This window comes from Roseibium denhamense (assembly GCF_009711415.1).
GTDB lineage: Bacteria > Pseudomonadota > Alphaproteobacteria > Rhizobiales > Stappiaceae > Roseibium > Roseibium denhamense.
On the sequence record NZ_SMLZ01000082.1, the window covers coordinates 1 to 14,660 of the forward strand.

At 56.8% G+C, this 14,660-nt stretch carries 12 protein-coding genes; 3 read left to right on the forward strand and 9 right to left on the reverse strand.

Features of this window, described 5'->3' with window-relative positions; genetic code table 11:
• From E1180_RS01865 to E1180_RS01875, 3 genes are all read right to left on the reverse strand, one after another.
• Positions 1-1,174 (reverse strand): tetratricopeptide repeat-containing sulfotransferase family protein (locus E1180_RS01865; RefSeq protein ID WP_155189389.1); only part of this gene is annotated, 1,174 nt, incomplete at its 3' end.
• 84 nt (positions 1,175-1,258) lie between these two features.
• Entirely contained in the window at positions 1,259-3,232 is a 1,974-nt protein-coding gene (gene uvrC / locus E1180_RS01870) for an excinuclease ABC subunit UvrC (protein WP_244313934.1), read from the reverse strand.
• Positions 3,233-3,542: 310 nt separating this feature from the next.
• Entirely contained in the window at positions 3,543-4,547 is a 1,005-nt protein-coding gene (locus E1180_RS01875; RefSeq protein ID WP_155189391.1) for a calcium/sodium antiporter, read from the reverse strand.
• A gap of 327 nt (positions 4,548-4,874) precedes the next feature.
• Between E1180_RS01875 and E1180_RS01880 the strand changes: the two genes are divergently transcribed.
• The 3 genes from E1180_RS01880 to E1180_RS01890 all read left to right on the forward strand — a co-directional run bounded on the left by E1180_RS01880 (position 4,875) and on the right by E1180_RS01890 (position 10,542).
• A complete protein-coding gene (locus tag E1180_RS01880; RefSeq protein WP_155189392.1) occupies positions 4,875-5,549 on the forward strand; it encodes an outer membrane protein in 675 nt (224 codons plus the stop codon).
• Positions 5,550-5,721: 172 nt separating this feature from the next.
• Positions 5,722-7,233: an efflux RND transporter periplasmic adaptor subunit gene (locus E1180_RS01885; protein WP_155189393.1), complete on the forward strand. Its 1,512-nt coding sequence runs from the start codon at positions 5,722-5,724 to the stop codon at positions 7,231-7,233.
• A gap of 174 nt (positions 7,234-7,407) precedes the next feature.
• The gene (locus E1180_RS01890; protein ID WP_208996838.1) at positions 7,408-10,542 is read left to right on the forward strand and encodes an efflux RND transporter permease subunit; all 3,135 of its coding nucleotides are present in this window, start codon (positions 7,408-7,410) and stop codon (positions 10,540-10,542) included.
• A 125-nt stretch (positions 10,543-10,667) separates the two neighbouring features.
• Here the strand turns inward: E1180_RS01890 and E1180_RS01895 are convergent, their stop codons facing one another.
• The 6 genes from E1180_RS01895 to E1180_RS22590 all read right to left on the reverse strand — a co-directional run.
• Entirely contained in the window at positions 10,668-11,318 is a 651-nt protein-coding gene (locus tag E1180_RS01895) for a glutathione S-transferase family protein (protein WP_155189395.1), read from the reverse strand.
• A gap of 34 nt (positions 11,319-11,352) precedes the next feature.
• Complete coding sequence (locus E1180_RS01900; RefSeq protein WP_155189396.1) at positions 11,353-12,018, reverse strand: ribonuclease T2 family protein; 666 nt, start codon at positions 12,016-12,018, stop codon at positions 11,353-11,355.
• 8 nt (positions 12,019-12,026) lie between these two features.
• On the reverse strand, positions 12,027-12,473 hold the full coding sequence (locus E1180_RS01905; RefSeq protein ID WP_208996840.1) for a hypothetical protein: 447 nt from the start codon (positions 12,471-12,473) through the stop codon (positions 12,027-12,029).
• Between the two features lie 95 nt (positions 12,474-12,568).
• Positions 12,569-13,417 carry a 23S rRNA (adenine(2030)-N(6))-methyltransferase RlmJ gene (locus E1180_RS01910; protein ID WP_155189397.1) on the reverse strand — a complete coding sequence of 283 codons (849 nt, stop codon included), beginning with the start codon at positions 13,415-13,417 and terminating at the stop codon, positions 12,569-12,571.
• 10 nt (positions 13,418-13,427) lie between these two features.
• Positions 13,428-13,934, reverse strand: coding sequence for a GNAT family N-acetyltransferase (locus E1180_RS01915; RefSeq protein ID WP_155189398.1), 507 nt, complete (start codon positions 13,932-13,934; stop codon positions 13,428-13,430).
• Positions 13,935-14,273: 339 nt separating this feature from the next.
• A partial coding sequence (locus tag E1180_RS22590) for a cold-shock protein (RefSeq protein WP_196220499.1) occupies positions 14,274-14,660 on the reverse strand: 387 nt, incomplete at its 5' end.

Below are 14,660 nucleotides of genomic sequence, written 5' to 3' on the forward strand. Positions count from 1 at the left end.
CAGGATTACGTTTCATGTGAATGAAGTGCGCATTGGGAAACAACAGAGCGATCATCCAGAGCATCTCAAAATTGTGAGGCATTTTGTCCACAATTCTTCTGGATTTTTTATCGTCTCGAGTAATTGTTTTTACGTATGTATTTCCTATTTTCTTGAAGTCCTTGGCGCGAAATTTTGAAATTTCATTAAATATATTTGATGAATATGTGCTTCCTTTGAATAGTTGCTTCTGTAGCTGAGTGAAGTAAGTGCATTCTCCAACGCCATTAGCAAACTTATGCTGGGCAATAATTTGTTCCGCGAGAGTCGTTCCTGACCGAGGCATTCCAAAAACGAAAACGGGCTTATCGGAACCAAGAGACGCCTCTTCCCGGCTTGAGAAGAAATCCTTGGTAAAAACCTGTTTGTATGCAGTTAGTTGGCGTTTTCTTCGCTCAATCTCGTAGTCTTTATATAGCAATTTTCGATTCTGATCGTAAAACTCGAACGCTTTGTCCGTCTCTTTCAGCTTCTCATGAAATTTCGCTATCCTGAATGCCAGTATTCCTGCAGTCTCATTCGAGGTTTCTGAAGAATATTTGGAAATGATTTTTTTTGATTTTTCTAGAATGCCTTTAATATTCTCATGATTGTCGAGGTCAAATTGAAGAATTAATATGTCGGCAGATGTTGTATCTATTTCTTTTGCTTTGCTGAGAATGGCTCTGGCGTCGTCAAATTTTCCGAATGTTGCCAAGTGTCTGGCAAGCCTGATGTAGCCATCCGCCAAATTTGGAGCCAGTTTCACTGCATTTTCAAAACATGTTCTTGCCATAACTGGACGAAGGAGTGAATCGTAGCATTCGCCCAAGACAATCTGCGCCATTGATGACTTTTTATCCAAGGCTGCCCCTTTTCGGGCAGCCTCCAGCGCGCTTTCCAAGTCGTTGTCTTTTCGAAGTGCGTCAGCAAGCTTTGTAAATACAATGCCTTTTTTCGTCGCTACTAACGCGGCAGCTTGAAGATGTTTGACTGCAAGTGGAATTTCATTTTCATGGTCATAGACAACGCCAAGACCATAATTGACCCGCGCATCTGATGGGTTTGCTTCGTGAAGGTCTAGAAAGACTTCTTTCGCTTCGTCGTACTTGGCTTCTTCAAGCAATTGATGCGCGTTTTCGATAGTCAGTTTCATATGGTCGCCTTGCCGCAACGTTTATCAGGCTGCGCGAGATTGGAATGCTCAGCTGCTTCTAACACCGTCTCTTAGCAGCGCAGTTCACTCATGAAAATGATCATAGATCATTTTCGCTGTGGCCTCTGAAACACCGGGGACGGCGGCCAGGTCATCGAGGCCGGCCTTGGAGACAGCCTTGGCCGTTCCGAAATGCCGCAGCAGCGCTTTCTTGCGCGTTGGGCCGATCCCAGCGATCTCATCCAACGGGTTTTTGGCAATGTCTTTTTTCCGCTTTGCGCGGTGGGTGCCAATGGCAAACCGGTGGGCCTCATCGCGCAGGCGCTGGACGAAGTATAAGACGGGATCGCGTTCCGGCAGCATGAAGGACTCCCGTCCTGGGATGAAGAACTTTTCGCGGCCCGCGTCGCGGTCCGGGCCTTTGGCGATGCCAACGAGCGGAACGTCTGTCACCCCGAGACTTTCCAGTGTTTCGCGGGCCGCTGTCAGCTGACCCAAACCGCCGTCGATCAAAACAAGATCGGGCCAGGCCGGCATGTCCGGGCCTGCAGGATCCGTTTCTGTGTTTTCGTTTGGAACAGTCTCACCGGCTGGACCCTCCGTGCCGGTTCCAGATGGTCTGTCGTGAGGGTGTTCTTTGAGGAGACGGGAAAAGCGCCTGGACAGGACCTCGCGCATCATGCCATAATCGTCGCCTGGAACGAGATCCTCCGACTTGATGTTGAATTTCCGGTATTGCCCTTTCGCAAAGCCTTCCATCCCGGCAACGATCATGCCTCCGACAGCATTCGTCCCCATGATATGGGAGTTATCGTAAACCTCGATCCGGCGCGGAACGGAGCCAAGATCGAAGGCTTCGGCCACTCCCTTCAAAAGGCGTGTCTGCGTTGACGTTTCCGCAAGCCGCCTGCCCAGAGCTTCGCGGGAATTGGTCAGGGCGTGCTCGACCAATTCCTTCTTCTCTCCGCGTTTGGGGCAGGTGATCTCGACCTTTCTGCCCGTGCGCGCGCTTAAAGCCTCGGCCAAAAGATCCTGTTCACTCAAGGCATGGGACAAAAGGATCTGTTTCGGTGCCGGTTTGTCGTCGTAAAATTGTGCCAGGAAACTCTCCAGGACGTCAGCCTCTTCAAGCGACTTGTCCGCCTTGGGGAAATAGGCGCGGTTCCCCCAGTTTTGCCCGGTACGGAAAAAGAACACCTGGACGCAACTCTGGCCGCCTTCCTGGTGGATGGCAAACACATCCGCTTCTTCTACAGTCTGAGGGTTGATGCCCTGATGCGCCTGAATATGCGAGAGGGCGGAGAGCCGGTCCCGGTAAATTGCCGCCCGTTCAAACTCAAGATCCGCAGATGCAGCTTCCATCTGCTCGGCAAGTTGCTTCTTGATCAGTTGGCTCCGGCCCGACAAAAACGCCTTCGCTTCGGAGACGAGGCCTGCATAATCTTCCGGATCGATTTCATTCGTGCAGGGGCCGGCGCACCGTTTGATCTGGTACTGAAGACACGGGCGGCTGCGGTTTTCGTAATAGCTGTCCGAACAGGTGCGGATCAAAAAGGCCTTCTGCAGCGCATTGATCGTCCGGTCCACAGCGCCCGCTGAGGCAAACGGTCCGAAATACTCCCCCTTGCGTTTGCGGGCCCCACGATGTTTGACAATGGCGGGTGAGGCGTGGTCGCCGGTGACCAGGATGTAGGGGAATGACTTGTCATCCCGCAGCAGCACATTGAACCGGGGCCGCAGCCGTTTGATCAGATTTGCCTCAAGCAGCAGCGCTTCAGGTTCTGTTTGCGTGACCACGAATTCCATGGCTGCGGTGGCCATGATCATCCGGCTAATGCGGTTGGATTGGCCTTGCAGGCGGGTATAGCTGGTAACGCGTTTCTTGAGGCTTCTTGCCTTGCCGACATAAAGGACCTCACCGTTCTCATCGAGCATGCGATAGACACCCGGGCCATTCGGCAGGCGCTTAACCTCATGCGCAATGACCTCCACGCCCCTGCGAACGGTTTTGTCTGTCCCGTGCGGGGATTCATGCCCCTTGTCTTTTGAATCGCTCATGTCTGTCATTGTTGCAAGTTGGGCCAGTGTGGTGGAATTGAAACTCGTCTCACAGTAGAGGCACCTCCAGAACGAATTTCAATTCCGCAAACCACACTGGAAACATCTATTTGCTCGTCACCTTCATGGATTTGAAGTTCTCTCGGAGCATGCCGGGACATGTGCCGAACTTCATATCCAGGTGACTAGCGTGGTGGAATTGAAACTCGTCTCACAGTAGAGGCAACGTCCGAAACCTGTTGGCTGGTTTGGCCAATAAAACACAAGCCATCCGGCCTGCCCGCATCATTGACCCCGCAATCCGGCACAATCAGGCGGTATGCCCAAGCATATAGACTGTGGCGATGTAAAAGACATAGGCGGCCGTCATGGCGAGACCGGCGATGCGGTTCAGATACACCCTGAAGCCGGCCAGGGCGGTCAAAAGCAGCGCACAGGCAAGCATCACCCAGATGTCGAGTTTCAGGATCTCGGGCGGCACATCAATCGGGACAACCACGGCCGTGATGCCGATGATTGCGAGAAGATTGAAGATGTTTGATCCGATGACGTTTCCGATTGCAACGGCGCCTTGCTGGCGAATGGCTGCCATAACGGTTGTCGCGAGTTCCGGCAAAGAGGTGCCGATGGCGATGACCGTCAGGCCGATAACGGCGTCACTGACACCCCACTCAGTGGCGATTGCGGTTGCCCCGTCGATGGTGAAATGCGCGCCGAGCGGAAGGCCGATGATCCCCAGCGCAATGTAGATGACCGCGATCGGCATGGAGTCCGGTACGTCCTCAACGTCATCCAGCGCATCGTCATCATCCAGGTTCGCATCGGCAACCGCAGCACCAGCCGCGGCGGCTTTCACGGCGTGGCGGTGCTTGCGGGCGGCAATGGTCGAAGCTGTCAAGAATGCTGCCAGGAAGATCAGCAGCAAAACGCCATCAAGAAGGCTGATCGGGGTGAAGAAGCAGAGCGACATGAACATGATCGTGACAGCGACCATGAAAAGGGAATTGCGGGTTGCGCCGGTTTCTCCACACGGTGTCGCTGCAATCAGAGCCGGCATGCCGAGCACCAGGAGCACGTTGGCAATGTTGGATCCGACAACATTGCCGATTGCAATGCCTCCAGCGTCGTTCAGGGCGGCTTGGAGTGAAATGAACAGTTCCGGGGCAGATGTGCCGAAAGCGACAATCGTAAGGCCGATGACCAGATTTGGGATACCAAGACGCTGTGCGACACCGACCGACCCTCTGACCAACACATCGCCGGCAATAATCAATACGACCAGTCCGCCTGCGAGGCTGATGTACTCAAAAAGCATTATGAATTCCGGTTCGGGTCAGTGTGGCGCAGAGCATGCGGGGCAGTGGAGAGACGAGCGCATGTTAGATTGCGTGCGTTATACGCAATAGATTGGTGCGGGGGAAGCCAGGAACAAGTGTCTTTGGACACCGAATGTTGCAACTTGCAAATGACTTAACGTGCTCTTTAGCCTGTCCAATTTGTGCCGCCATTCGTCATGAAAAATCCATTTTTCCTGTCTCGATCCGCCACAAACAATCTCCATATCTCGGCATTGGGGAATGGGTGAGGACGCGAGTTCCGTGTCCGACTTACCAATGTAATGTGTGGATTTGGAGTACCAATCATGAAACGTCTAGCGCTTGCAGGCCTTACTCTGGCAACCATGTCAGCGGCGGCCCTTCCGGCTTTGGCCGCGGATCTGCCGCAAACGCCGGCGCCGAGCTACGAGCCGGTTCCCGCTGGTCAGCAGACGATTGACTGGACCGGCGTTTATGTCGGTGGCAACCTCGGCTGGTCATTTGGACAGTTCGACAATCGTGCCGGTGGTGGTGTTGGCGATATCGACATCACCGAAAATGGTGTCAGCGGCGGTGTCTTTGCCGGATATAACTTGCAGGTCACTCCGAATATTGTCGTTGGTGGTGAGGCCGACTTTACGCTTTCCGATCTGGAAGACAGCCGGACACGCAATGGTTTGAACCTGCAATCGGGGTCTGACTGGAACTCGAACTTCCGTGGCCGTGTCGGTTACGCCTTCGACCGTTACCTGATTTATGGCGCCGGTGGTCTGGCCATTGCAGATGTCAATGTCAAAGGGAACGGCGACAAGGACAGCAAAACCGCCCTTGGCTGGACACTTGGCGCAGGTGCTGAAGGCGCTCTGACAAACAATGTCACGGCCCGCTTTGAGTATGTTTACCAGGACTTCGGTGAACAGGACTTCAACCTCGGCGGTCAGGCCGTCAGCTCGGACTTCAACAACCAGCAAGTCCGCTTCGGCCTTGGATACAAGTTCTAATCCAGTCAAAATTGCTCAAAGCCCGGCCAATGTGCCGGGCTTTTTGTTACATCTCGATACAAGCTTTTCCTGTCTTGAAAGCCGCCCCGTGTTAGAAACGAATAGCGGCTGAAACATTTGGCCACGCGGCAAGTGCTGCTGCGGAAACAGTTTTTCTCTGACGGAGAAACGGATGCGATTCCTCCTGCGCGGGCTTCTTGGCCTGGCATTGATGGCAGTTATGGCCGGGTTTGTAGGCTTGGGAGCCTACAGGCTTTATGGCGCGATGACCGCCGAGGAGACAGTGCAAAAACGGGCTCCGCGTGAGCGCACTTATTCGGTGAATGTTGCCGAGTTGGTGCCGCAAACCGTTACGCCGGTCACGACCGCCTATGGTCATGTGGAGAGCTGGCGCACCTTGCAGCTCCGGGCAAGTTCGGAAGGCAAGCTGGTGGAGGTCGCCAACAAGTTCCGGGACGGTGCGGCTGTTGCCGACGGAGAGCTGCTCCTGCGGATCGATCCGGCCAATGCCGAATTCCAGGTTCTGGATGCTGAAGCCGCTCTTGCAGATGCGCTTGCACAGGAAGCGGAGGCCGAAGAAGCGATTGTTGGTGCCGAGCAGGAACTGGAAGCTGCACGGCGCCAATTGGAACTGCGCCGACAGGCGCTGGACCGGCAGATACAGCTGCGTGATAGAGGTTATTCGACTGCAGCTCAGGTGGAAGCGGAAGAACTGGGGGTCGCGTCCCTCGAGCAATCCCTCAGCAACCGGCTGCAGGCCGTTATCACCGCGCGCAAACGCATTGAGCGCATGGACTTGACGGTCGAAAGAGCGCGCCTTGTCCTGAGCGACGCGCGGCGGGTGCTCGATGAAACAACTTTGACCGCGCCATTTTACGGCTACTTGTCCGAGGTCGACGCAACGCTCGGGCGCCGGGTCAATCCCTCGGAAACCCTTGCGGTCCTGATTGATCCCTCGGCTTTGGAAGTCCGGTTTTCAGTCTCAACAACGGAGTTTTCGCGCCTGCTCGATGAAAGCGGCGAGCTGATCCCGGCGCCGGTCACAGTCACCCTGCAGCTTGGCGGACGGTCGGTCGAGATTTCCGGGCAAATCGACCGCGCGGCAGCCATTGTCGGAGACGGGGAAGCGGGCCGGACGCTGTTTGCAACGCTAGATCTTCAACCCGGAACCGTTTTGCGCCCGGGCGATTTCGTCAAGGTGGATATCGAAGAGCCGGAATTGTCGGGCGTTGCCGTTGTGCCGTCGTCCGCTGTCACTGAAGGCGGAAAGCTGCTGATCGTTGCAGACGGTGACGGGCTTGGAGAAACCACAGCAACGATCTTGCGGCGCATGCGTGATGAGGTTGTGCTTGCAAATGTGCCTTTTGGAACGGATTTTGTCGTCGAGCGCCTGCCGCAACTTGGCAAAGGCTTGAGAGTTTCTCCAAGGCGGCTGGGAACGGACCCTTCCGGGGCAACAGCACCCGAGAATGTGAGCAGCTTGACGACCGTTCCGGAATCAGTCGGTCAAAACCAGGATCTGGTCGCGCTGGAGGCGGACCGGCGGGCGGCCCTGATCGATCAACTCTCCACCAGCCAAATACCGGAAGACCGTAAAGCGCGCCTGCTCGGCCTCTTGAACCAGCCCATGGTTCCCAAGGACCTTGTCGACAGGCTGGAGCAGCGCCGCGGGCGCAGCGGATGAGGCTGAACGCGCCGAATGCTCGATCCGCGGCAGGAATTGTGCTGGCAAAGACCAGCTGAGATTGCACCAGCAGCTTAGAGACGGTCTTGGCCGTATCCGTTGCGTGGTGCCTATTTGGAGTGACTTGAGATGCGGTCTCCGGGCGGTCCCCGCTTTGCATCCTTACTGGATTACATGGTTCGGCACAAAACGGCTGCCAATCTTCTCCTGGCCCTTATGGTCCTGGGCGGAATTGCTGCAGGCACCCAAATCCGGACACAGTTCTTCCCAGACTTCATCCGCGAGGAAGTGGACATCACCATAAACTGGTCCGGCGCGGGGCCGGAGGATATGGACCGGTCTATCGTTGAGATTCTTGGGCCGCAACTTCTGGCGGTCAACGGTGTTGACGAAGCAACGTCGATTGCACGCGAGGGCACAGCCAGTATAGAGCTGGAGTTTGAAGACGGCTGGGATATGGGCCTGGCAACCGAAGAGGTGAAAGCGGCCGTCGATCAGGCCCGCTCCAGTCTGCCCGAAGGTATTGAAGAACCTCTGGTCAGCAGGAGTGTCTACCGGGACCGGGTCACGGACGTGGTTCTTTACGGGCCGGTTAATATCGACCAGCTCGCAAGATTTGCCGAAGACCTGCAAACGCGGTTCTTTCGTGAAGGCGTGACAAGGGTGACCATTCAGGGTCTCGCCAATCCGATCGTTCGCGTCAATCTGCGCGAGGAAATGCTTATCCGCCACGATCTGACCATTTCAGAAATCGCGGATACCGTGGCGGCCGAAATGGAGTCAACGCCTGCTGGCGACGTTGGCGGCGGAAGTGCCCGTTTGCGGACCGGGGAAGAACGGCGCACGGAAATGGAACTGGGCGACATCGTCGTCAAGGCGCCGGCCCTGGGGGAAAAACTTCTTCTCAGGGCCGTTTCAGACATCGTGACTGAAGGGGCAGAAAGCGGCCGGGCCTATTTCCACAAGGGCATGCCGGCTGTTGTTCTTCGCATCGACAGGAGCGCTGACGGCGACACGATTGCCATCCAGCGCGATGTTGAACGGATTACAGCTGATTTTCAGCAAACTCTTCCCGAAGGTGTCGTGGTTCAACTGACCAACACACGATCGCAAAACATCATCGACCGTTTGAACATCCTGGTCGAAAACGGGCTTTTTGGGCTGGGGCTGGTTCTTGCGTTTTTGTTTTTGTTTCTGTCGTCGCGTACGGCCTTCTGGGTGGCCGCCGGCATCCCGGTCGCCATGGCAGCAACAATCGGCCTGATGTATGTCTTCGGCCTGACGCTTAACATGATCTCGCTGTTCGCGTTGATTATCTGTCTCGGCATTGTGGTGGATGATGCCATAGTTGTTGGCGAACATGCAGACTTTCTGCATCGTCAGGGGCATCCTCCGGAAGAGGCGGCAAGCCTTGCAGCGCGGCGCATGATGGCCCCTGTCTTCTCCGCCTCCATAACAACGCTGATTGCCTTTGTGGGACTGGTTGCGATTGGCGGTCGGTTTGGGACCTTGATTATTGCAATTCCGTTTACCGTGGCTGTCGTTCTGGTTGCCAGCCTGATCGAGTCCTTTTTGATCCTGCCGGCCCATATGCGCCATGCGCTCAGTGCGAGCAAAAAGCCGCGCTGGTACGACATGCCGAACCGGGTGTTCAACCGCGCTTTTGTCCGGTTTCGGGAAAACACGTTCCGGCCGTTGGTCGGCTGGTTGATGGTCGCACGCTACCCGGTCCTCGGAGCAGCCATTATGGCGCTTCTTCTGTCTCTGTCTCTGTTATTTGATGGGTCGGTCCGCTGGCGGTTCTTCAATGCACCTGAGCGCGCGGTGATTTCCGCCAGTATCGCGATGCTTCCCGGCGCGGACCGTCAAGACACCAAGGAAATGATTGCCGAAATGGAACGTGCCCTTGATGTCGTGAACCGGCAGTATCAGGACACCTATGGTGCCGAGCCGGTCTTGTTTGCACTTTCGACAGTTGGAGGGACGGTCGGACGGGGTCTGAGCGGTGCAGACAGCAAGGACATCGATCAACTGGGCGGGCTTTCGATCGAGCTTCTGGATCCGGACTTGCGTCCATACTCGGCGTTTGAGTTCATTGGCGATTGGCGCGCTGAAATAAAGCAGCCACCGCTTCTGGAGACCCTGGCCTTGCGCGGCGAACGATCCGGTCCCGGCGGCGACGCGATTGACGTACGCCTTTATGGGGAGAGCACAGAGGTTCTGAAAGCGGCCGCTGAGAACCTGAAACAGATGCTGGCATCGCTTGAAGGCGTCAGTGCGCTTGAGGACTCGCTTGCCTATGACAAGCCGGAACTCAGTTTGAAGCTGACACCGCGCGGCGAAGCGCTGGGCTTTTCGACAGATGACGTGGCTCGGATTATGCGCAATAGGCTTGAAGGCGTTGAAGTTTCAGAGTTCCCAGTTGGCCGCCGGACTGCCAAGGTCAAGGTTCTGATGCCGGATGAGGAAACGGATTCGTCGTTTCTCTACACAACGCGCGTGCGCACACCGGCTGGAACCTATGTGTCCTTGAGTGAGATCGTCTCGGTCGACAGCTCTTACGGCTTTGCCTCGGTGCGCCGGAGCGATGGATTGAAGACCCTGCAGGTGTCCGGCGATGTGTCCGAGGACGATCCGGAGGCCGCCGCGCGCGTGACCACGCTGCTGGATGAGGAATTCCTGCCGCAGCTGAGCAATGATTTTGGCGTGGAGAGCGAGTTGAGGGGACTTGCCGAACAGGAAAGGGATTTTCTGACCGATGCGTTTTTAGGCTTCCTGCTGTGCCTCGCCGGGATTTACCTGACCCTTTGCTGGATTTTTGAATCCTGGACCCGGCCGTTCATGATCATGATCATTATTCCTTTCGGCTGCATCGGCATGATCTGGGGGCACTATTTGCACGATATTCCGTTGTCGATGTTTTCCGTGATCGGCTTTATCGGCATGTCCGGCATCATCATCAATGACAGTATTGTTCTCGTGACGACGATTGACGAATACGCCAAGACCCATCCGTTCCGGCAAGCAATCGTCAATGGGGTTTGCGACCGCCTCCGGGCTGTTGTTCTGACAACGGCCACCACGGTGTTCGGACTTGCGCCTCTCTTGTTTGAAACAAGCCGCCAGGCTCAGTTCCTGATGCCGACGGTGATTACCCTGGCCTATGGCCTCGCGTTTGGCTTGTTGCTGGTCATTCTGCTGGTGCCCGCCCTGCTGGCCATCCAGGGCGATATCGGGACTTCGGTGCGCAGCGGGCGGCGCCTTATGAAAAGCCGTGGCCGGAAACCCTTGGCCGGAAGTGCCACATAGTCCGGCTGCTGAGAGTGCCCGGCGTTTTGTTGAAAACGCCCAGGAGATCAAGAAAAAGCCGCAGCGGCTGCTGCGGCTTTTTCCATGTTTAGTCCCAGGCAATTTCTACGTGGTTGCGGCACGCATTATTGCAGCGGCACCGCGGCATCGTCCGGTACGGGGGCTGCCGGTACTTTGGTGTCGGTGAAGGCAGGAACGGCTGCTTCAAACGCCTCCAGCCACGCGACAAGCTTGGGGTGGCTGGGCCGCCATTCGCCAGAAAATCTCATGTCGAGATATCCAAGGGCACAGGCAAGAGTTATCGTGCCTGCATCAACATCACCGTCGGATGCAGGCGCTGGCGGGCAGTTGGTCTCGAAATGCTTGAGGGCGCGCTCCACCTTGGCTGCCTGATAGGCGTCCCAGGCGGGATCCCGGTAATGCGGCTGCTTGAACCGCTTTTCGTAGACCCGCAGGAGAGCTGCATCCATCAGGCCATCAGCCAGCGTCTGGTCTCTCAAGACCGCAAATCTCGCCTCGCCGTCCGGGAAAAGTTTTCCGCCGCCTGCAAGATGATCGAGATATTCGACAATCACCGAGCTGTCATAAAGAACGTCGCCGTTTTCCAGAACCAGCGCCGGAATCTTGCCAAGCGGATTTTGGCCACGCAGGCTGTCTGACGGGTCCGCGGTGCTGGCCTCCTCGACCGAAATACGGTCCTTCAGCCCCAGGATAGCCATGGCGATCTTGACCTTCCGGCCAAACGGGGAGGGCGGCGAAGAGCGGAGTATCATCATTTTCTGTCTCCAGAGACATACGCAAAGGCGGGTGTTAACGCGGGGCAGGAACCGACAGGGATGCGGACCGGCACCCGGCACGGTCGACGTTCGGGCAGGCGCGGAATGTAAGATCCTTGGTCAGGCAGATCCGGACTTCTTCCAGCTCGCCGTTTTCGCATGTCACGGACATTGCATCACCGGTCAGGCCTGGATTTGCCAGGCGGAAGGCTTTTTCAACCGTCTCCGGTGCTGCTTTTCCACGTTTGTTTAGGGTCTGGAAGGCGCCCGGAATTCTGACCTTTTCGAAGGCGGCCCGGGTCAGATCGAAGTAGTCTTCCGGGTCAAGACCGGAACAGGTTCCGTGCTTGCGCCACTGGTGGAAGATCAGGCCGTGGCTCGGAATGATGTCGTCATTGTCAAAGGCGATCTCCCGGTCGATGCGCTCTGGAACGCCAGGACAGAAATCCGGAAAACCGTTCTCATATTGAGGCCACAACCCGTGCACGATGAAGCGGAAGGGATCGTCAACGCCGCATTGATGGCGGTTGGCATCCGGCCCTTCCTGCTTGCAGTATGTGGGGGACCAGGACAATGCCAGAACGTAGAAATCAAACTCGCCGGCCGTGTCCGCCGAGGCGCTCTGCCCGCTCGCGGAAATGGACAGGACCGCCACAAGGCACGCGGCGAACCGTCTCAAGATGCTGAAGTGGGATAACATGCCAGCGATCAGCGCGGGCGCGCGGTGCTGCAGTGAGCGCCATACACCCGCCATTTGTCCAGAGGTGCAAGGCAGGCTTCAACGTTCCAGCTGACACCCAGAAAACCCGCGTGCTCTTCAACCAGATAGTGGACCGATTGAAAGCTGCCATCGGATAGGCTCGCCTTGCCCCGGCAATACCTGCGCGCAAGCGGGCTCACGCCATTGACCTGGTAGGAGACTTCGCGGATCTGGTCGATCCCTAGAATGGTGCGGCCGCCATAATAGTCTTTCTTGGCCCTGGCGACGGAGCCGGCAACAGCGCTTTGCACCGAAGCTGCCGCGCACTCGGGCACACGCGGGTCACCATTGAAAGAGAAATAAGCCTTGTGTTCGTCAGCGTGGCTGCCGGTCACCACAGCTGCGGACATGGCGGCGGCGGAAAAAAGCAAACGGATGGAACGGGCAATCTGCACGGTGAAAACTCCGGAAGGCAATTGATGAGCGAACGATGGGGGAGGGAAGGCCTAAGGTCAAGCATCGCTTGGCAGAAATCACGGTTCCTTGCGGATTATTCTCCGGCGATGGCCTCAACCGTCCAGCTCGCGCCGGGGCCCAGGTGCAGCGTGTTGCACAGCCACGGCAACAGCGTCTCCATTTCACCCGCCAGCGTGAAGGGAGGATTGATCAGGGTCATGCCCGAGCCGAGCATTCTGGTGTCCGGGCCGCTTTTGCCGGCATTCAGCTGAAGGGCGAGGACATCCCGTAGACCTGCCTCGACAAATGCCTCATGCATCCGCCGGATCGCCTTGCCGTCTTTCATGGGGTACCAAATTGCGTAGGTGCCGCCCTGCCACTTCTTCCAGCCGTTGATGACTGCGGCTGTCATCCGGTCGAACTCATCTGCCGCTTCAAAAGCAGGGTCGATCAAAACCAGCCCGCGTTTTTCCTTGGGCGGCAGAAAACTGCCCAGGGCCAGCCAGCCGTCCAGATGGATCGTCTTGACCTGATAATCCCCTTGGAAGTGGGCGGCCAACGTCTTGAAATCGGCAGGGTGCAGTTCGGTGAACGTCAGCCGGTCGATCTTCCGCGCAAGCATCCGCGCAAGCAGGGGCGACCCTGGATAGTGGATCAGCTGGCCATCCGGGTTCAAAGCACGCACGGCCTCCAGCCAGGGGGCCAGAAGGTCCGTCACAGCCTGGGGCATCTCGGCGGACAGCACCTTGCCGATCCCCTGCTGCCACTCTCCGGTTTTCTGGGTTTCTTCCGCGGTCAGATCGTATTTGCCGATCCCGGCATGGGTGTCGATGATGCGGAAGGCTTTGTCCTTGCGCTGAAAATAGACGATCAAGCGCGCAAGGACGGCATGTTTGAGAACGTCCCCGATATTGCCGGCGTGATAGGCATGTCTGTAGTTCATAAAATATCCTTCAGGCCGCCGGTTCCGGGTCGCGTTTCAGGTAGATCACGGCTTTTTCGCCATGGTCGGCCGTGCCGATCTCTGCAAAGCCGAGGCGCTTGTGAAAGCGCAGGGACCCGGGATTGGGGGGACGTTCGTTGACTTCGCACACGAAACTGCGCCCTGTCCCGGCCAGGTGGGCGAATAGCGCCTTGTAAAGCGCATCGCCGATGTTCTGGCCACGCAGCTCTTCGCTGACGCAAATCCGGTCCGTATAGGCAAATGCGTCGAGCTTCTGGCTCAGCCAAACGTAATTGGGGCTCTGATAGTCCGTCCCGTTGCCGATGCACAAAAGGAACCCGGCGGGCGTCCCGTTGTGCTGGGCGACAAGGCAGACAAGCGCGGCCGCGACCAGATCCAAAAACTCTTCAGCGCTGAGGGCGTTGACCGCTGGAACGGATGCATTGTTCAGGGCAAGGAGGCCGCTGAGATCGCCGGGATGAAACAGGCGGATGGCAACCGGCGTGGGTGAGGGCATGAGAACCGTCCAAATAACGTGAGTGCCATGGCTTGTTAAAGCAAGCCACGGCAATGCTGAAGGGTCCATCGCGTTCCGAAATCCAAGATTTCGACGCAACAGCTGACCACCTTGTATCAAGGATTGTCCGTTTCGCCATAGGGCCTGTGCGGAAACTGGAAAAAGCGGGCTGTTCTTAGAGCAAATCGCATTTGATCTGATTTGCCTTTCGCTGCCCGAAACCCATGATTTCAACGCGAAAGCCAAAGCAATTCGCAACTAATTTAATGCGACATGCTCTAAACAAAAAGAGCGCAGCCTTGGCTGCGCCCTCGCATGACGATCATTCGTATAAAACGGTTACTCGTCGGCCGATGGCTGGTCGTCGCCGCCTTCGGCCGGTGCGTCATCGCCTTCCAGCATCTTCAAATCGACCGCTTTCGGGCCCTTTCCGCGCCGGTCTGGCTCTGTCTCGAAGGACAAGCGCATGCCGCTGTCCAGCATTGTCAGGCCGGAGCGTTCGACCGCGGAAATATGCACAAAAACGTCGGCATCACCCTCGTCCGGAGTAATGAAGCCGAAGCCTTTGTCTGACTTGAAGAACTTAACGGTTCCGGATTGACGCGGGCCACGCTCGACCGGCGGGAACTCGCGCCGCGGACGCTGCTGACGGAACCCGTCACCGCCGCCGTCACGATCACCACCACCATAGCCGCCGCCCCGGTTGCCGCCGCCATAACCGCCGCC

What these genes read in the sequence shown, in the direction of transcription:
- uvrC (WP_244313934.1), bottom strand. Translation starts at nt 3,232, where the DNA reads ATGAGCGATTCAAAAGACAAGGGGCATGAATCCCCGCACGGGACAGAC.
- E1180_RS01875 (WP_155189391.1), bottom strand. Translation starts at nt 4,547, where the DNA reads ATGCTTTTTGAGTACATCAGCCTCGCAGGCGGACTGGTCGTATTGATT.
- E1180_RS01880 (WP_155189392.1), top strand. Translation starts at nt 4,875, where the DNA reads ATGAAACGTCTAGCGCTTGCAGGCCTTACTCTGGCAACCATGTCAGCG.
- E1180_RS01885 (WP_155189393.1), top strand. Translation starts at nt 5,722, where the DNA reads ATGCGATTCCTCCTGCGCGGGCTTCTTGGCCTGGCATTGATGGCAGTT.
- E1180_RS01890 (WP_208996838.1), top strand. Translation starts at nt 7,408, where the DNA reads ATGGTTCGGCACAAAACGGCTGCCAATCTTCTCCTGGCCCTTATGGTC.
- E1180_RS01895 (WP_155189395.1), bottom strand. Translation starts at nt 11,318, where the DNA reads ATGATGATACTCCGCTCTTCGCCGCCCTCCCCGTTTGGCCGGAAGGTC.
- E1180_RS01900 (WP_155189396.1), bottom strand. Translation starts at nt 12,018, where the DNA reads ATGTTATCCCACTTCAGCATCTTGAGACGGTTCGCCGCGTGCCTTGTG.
- E1180_RS01910 (WP_155189397.1), bottom strand. Translation starts at nt 13,417, where the DNA reads ATGAACTACAGACATGCCTATCACGCCGGCAATATCGGGGACGTTCTC.
- E1180_RS01915 (WP_155189398.1), bottom strand. Translation starts at nt 13,934, where the DNA reads ATGCCCTCACCCACGCCGGTTGCCATCCGCCTGTTTCATCCCGGCGAT.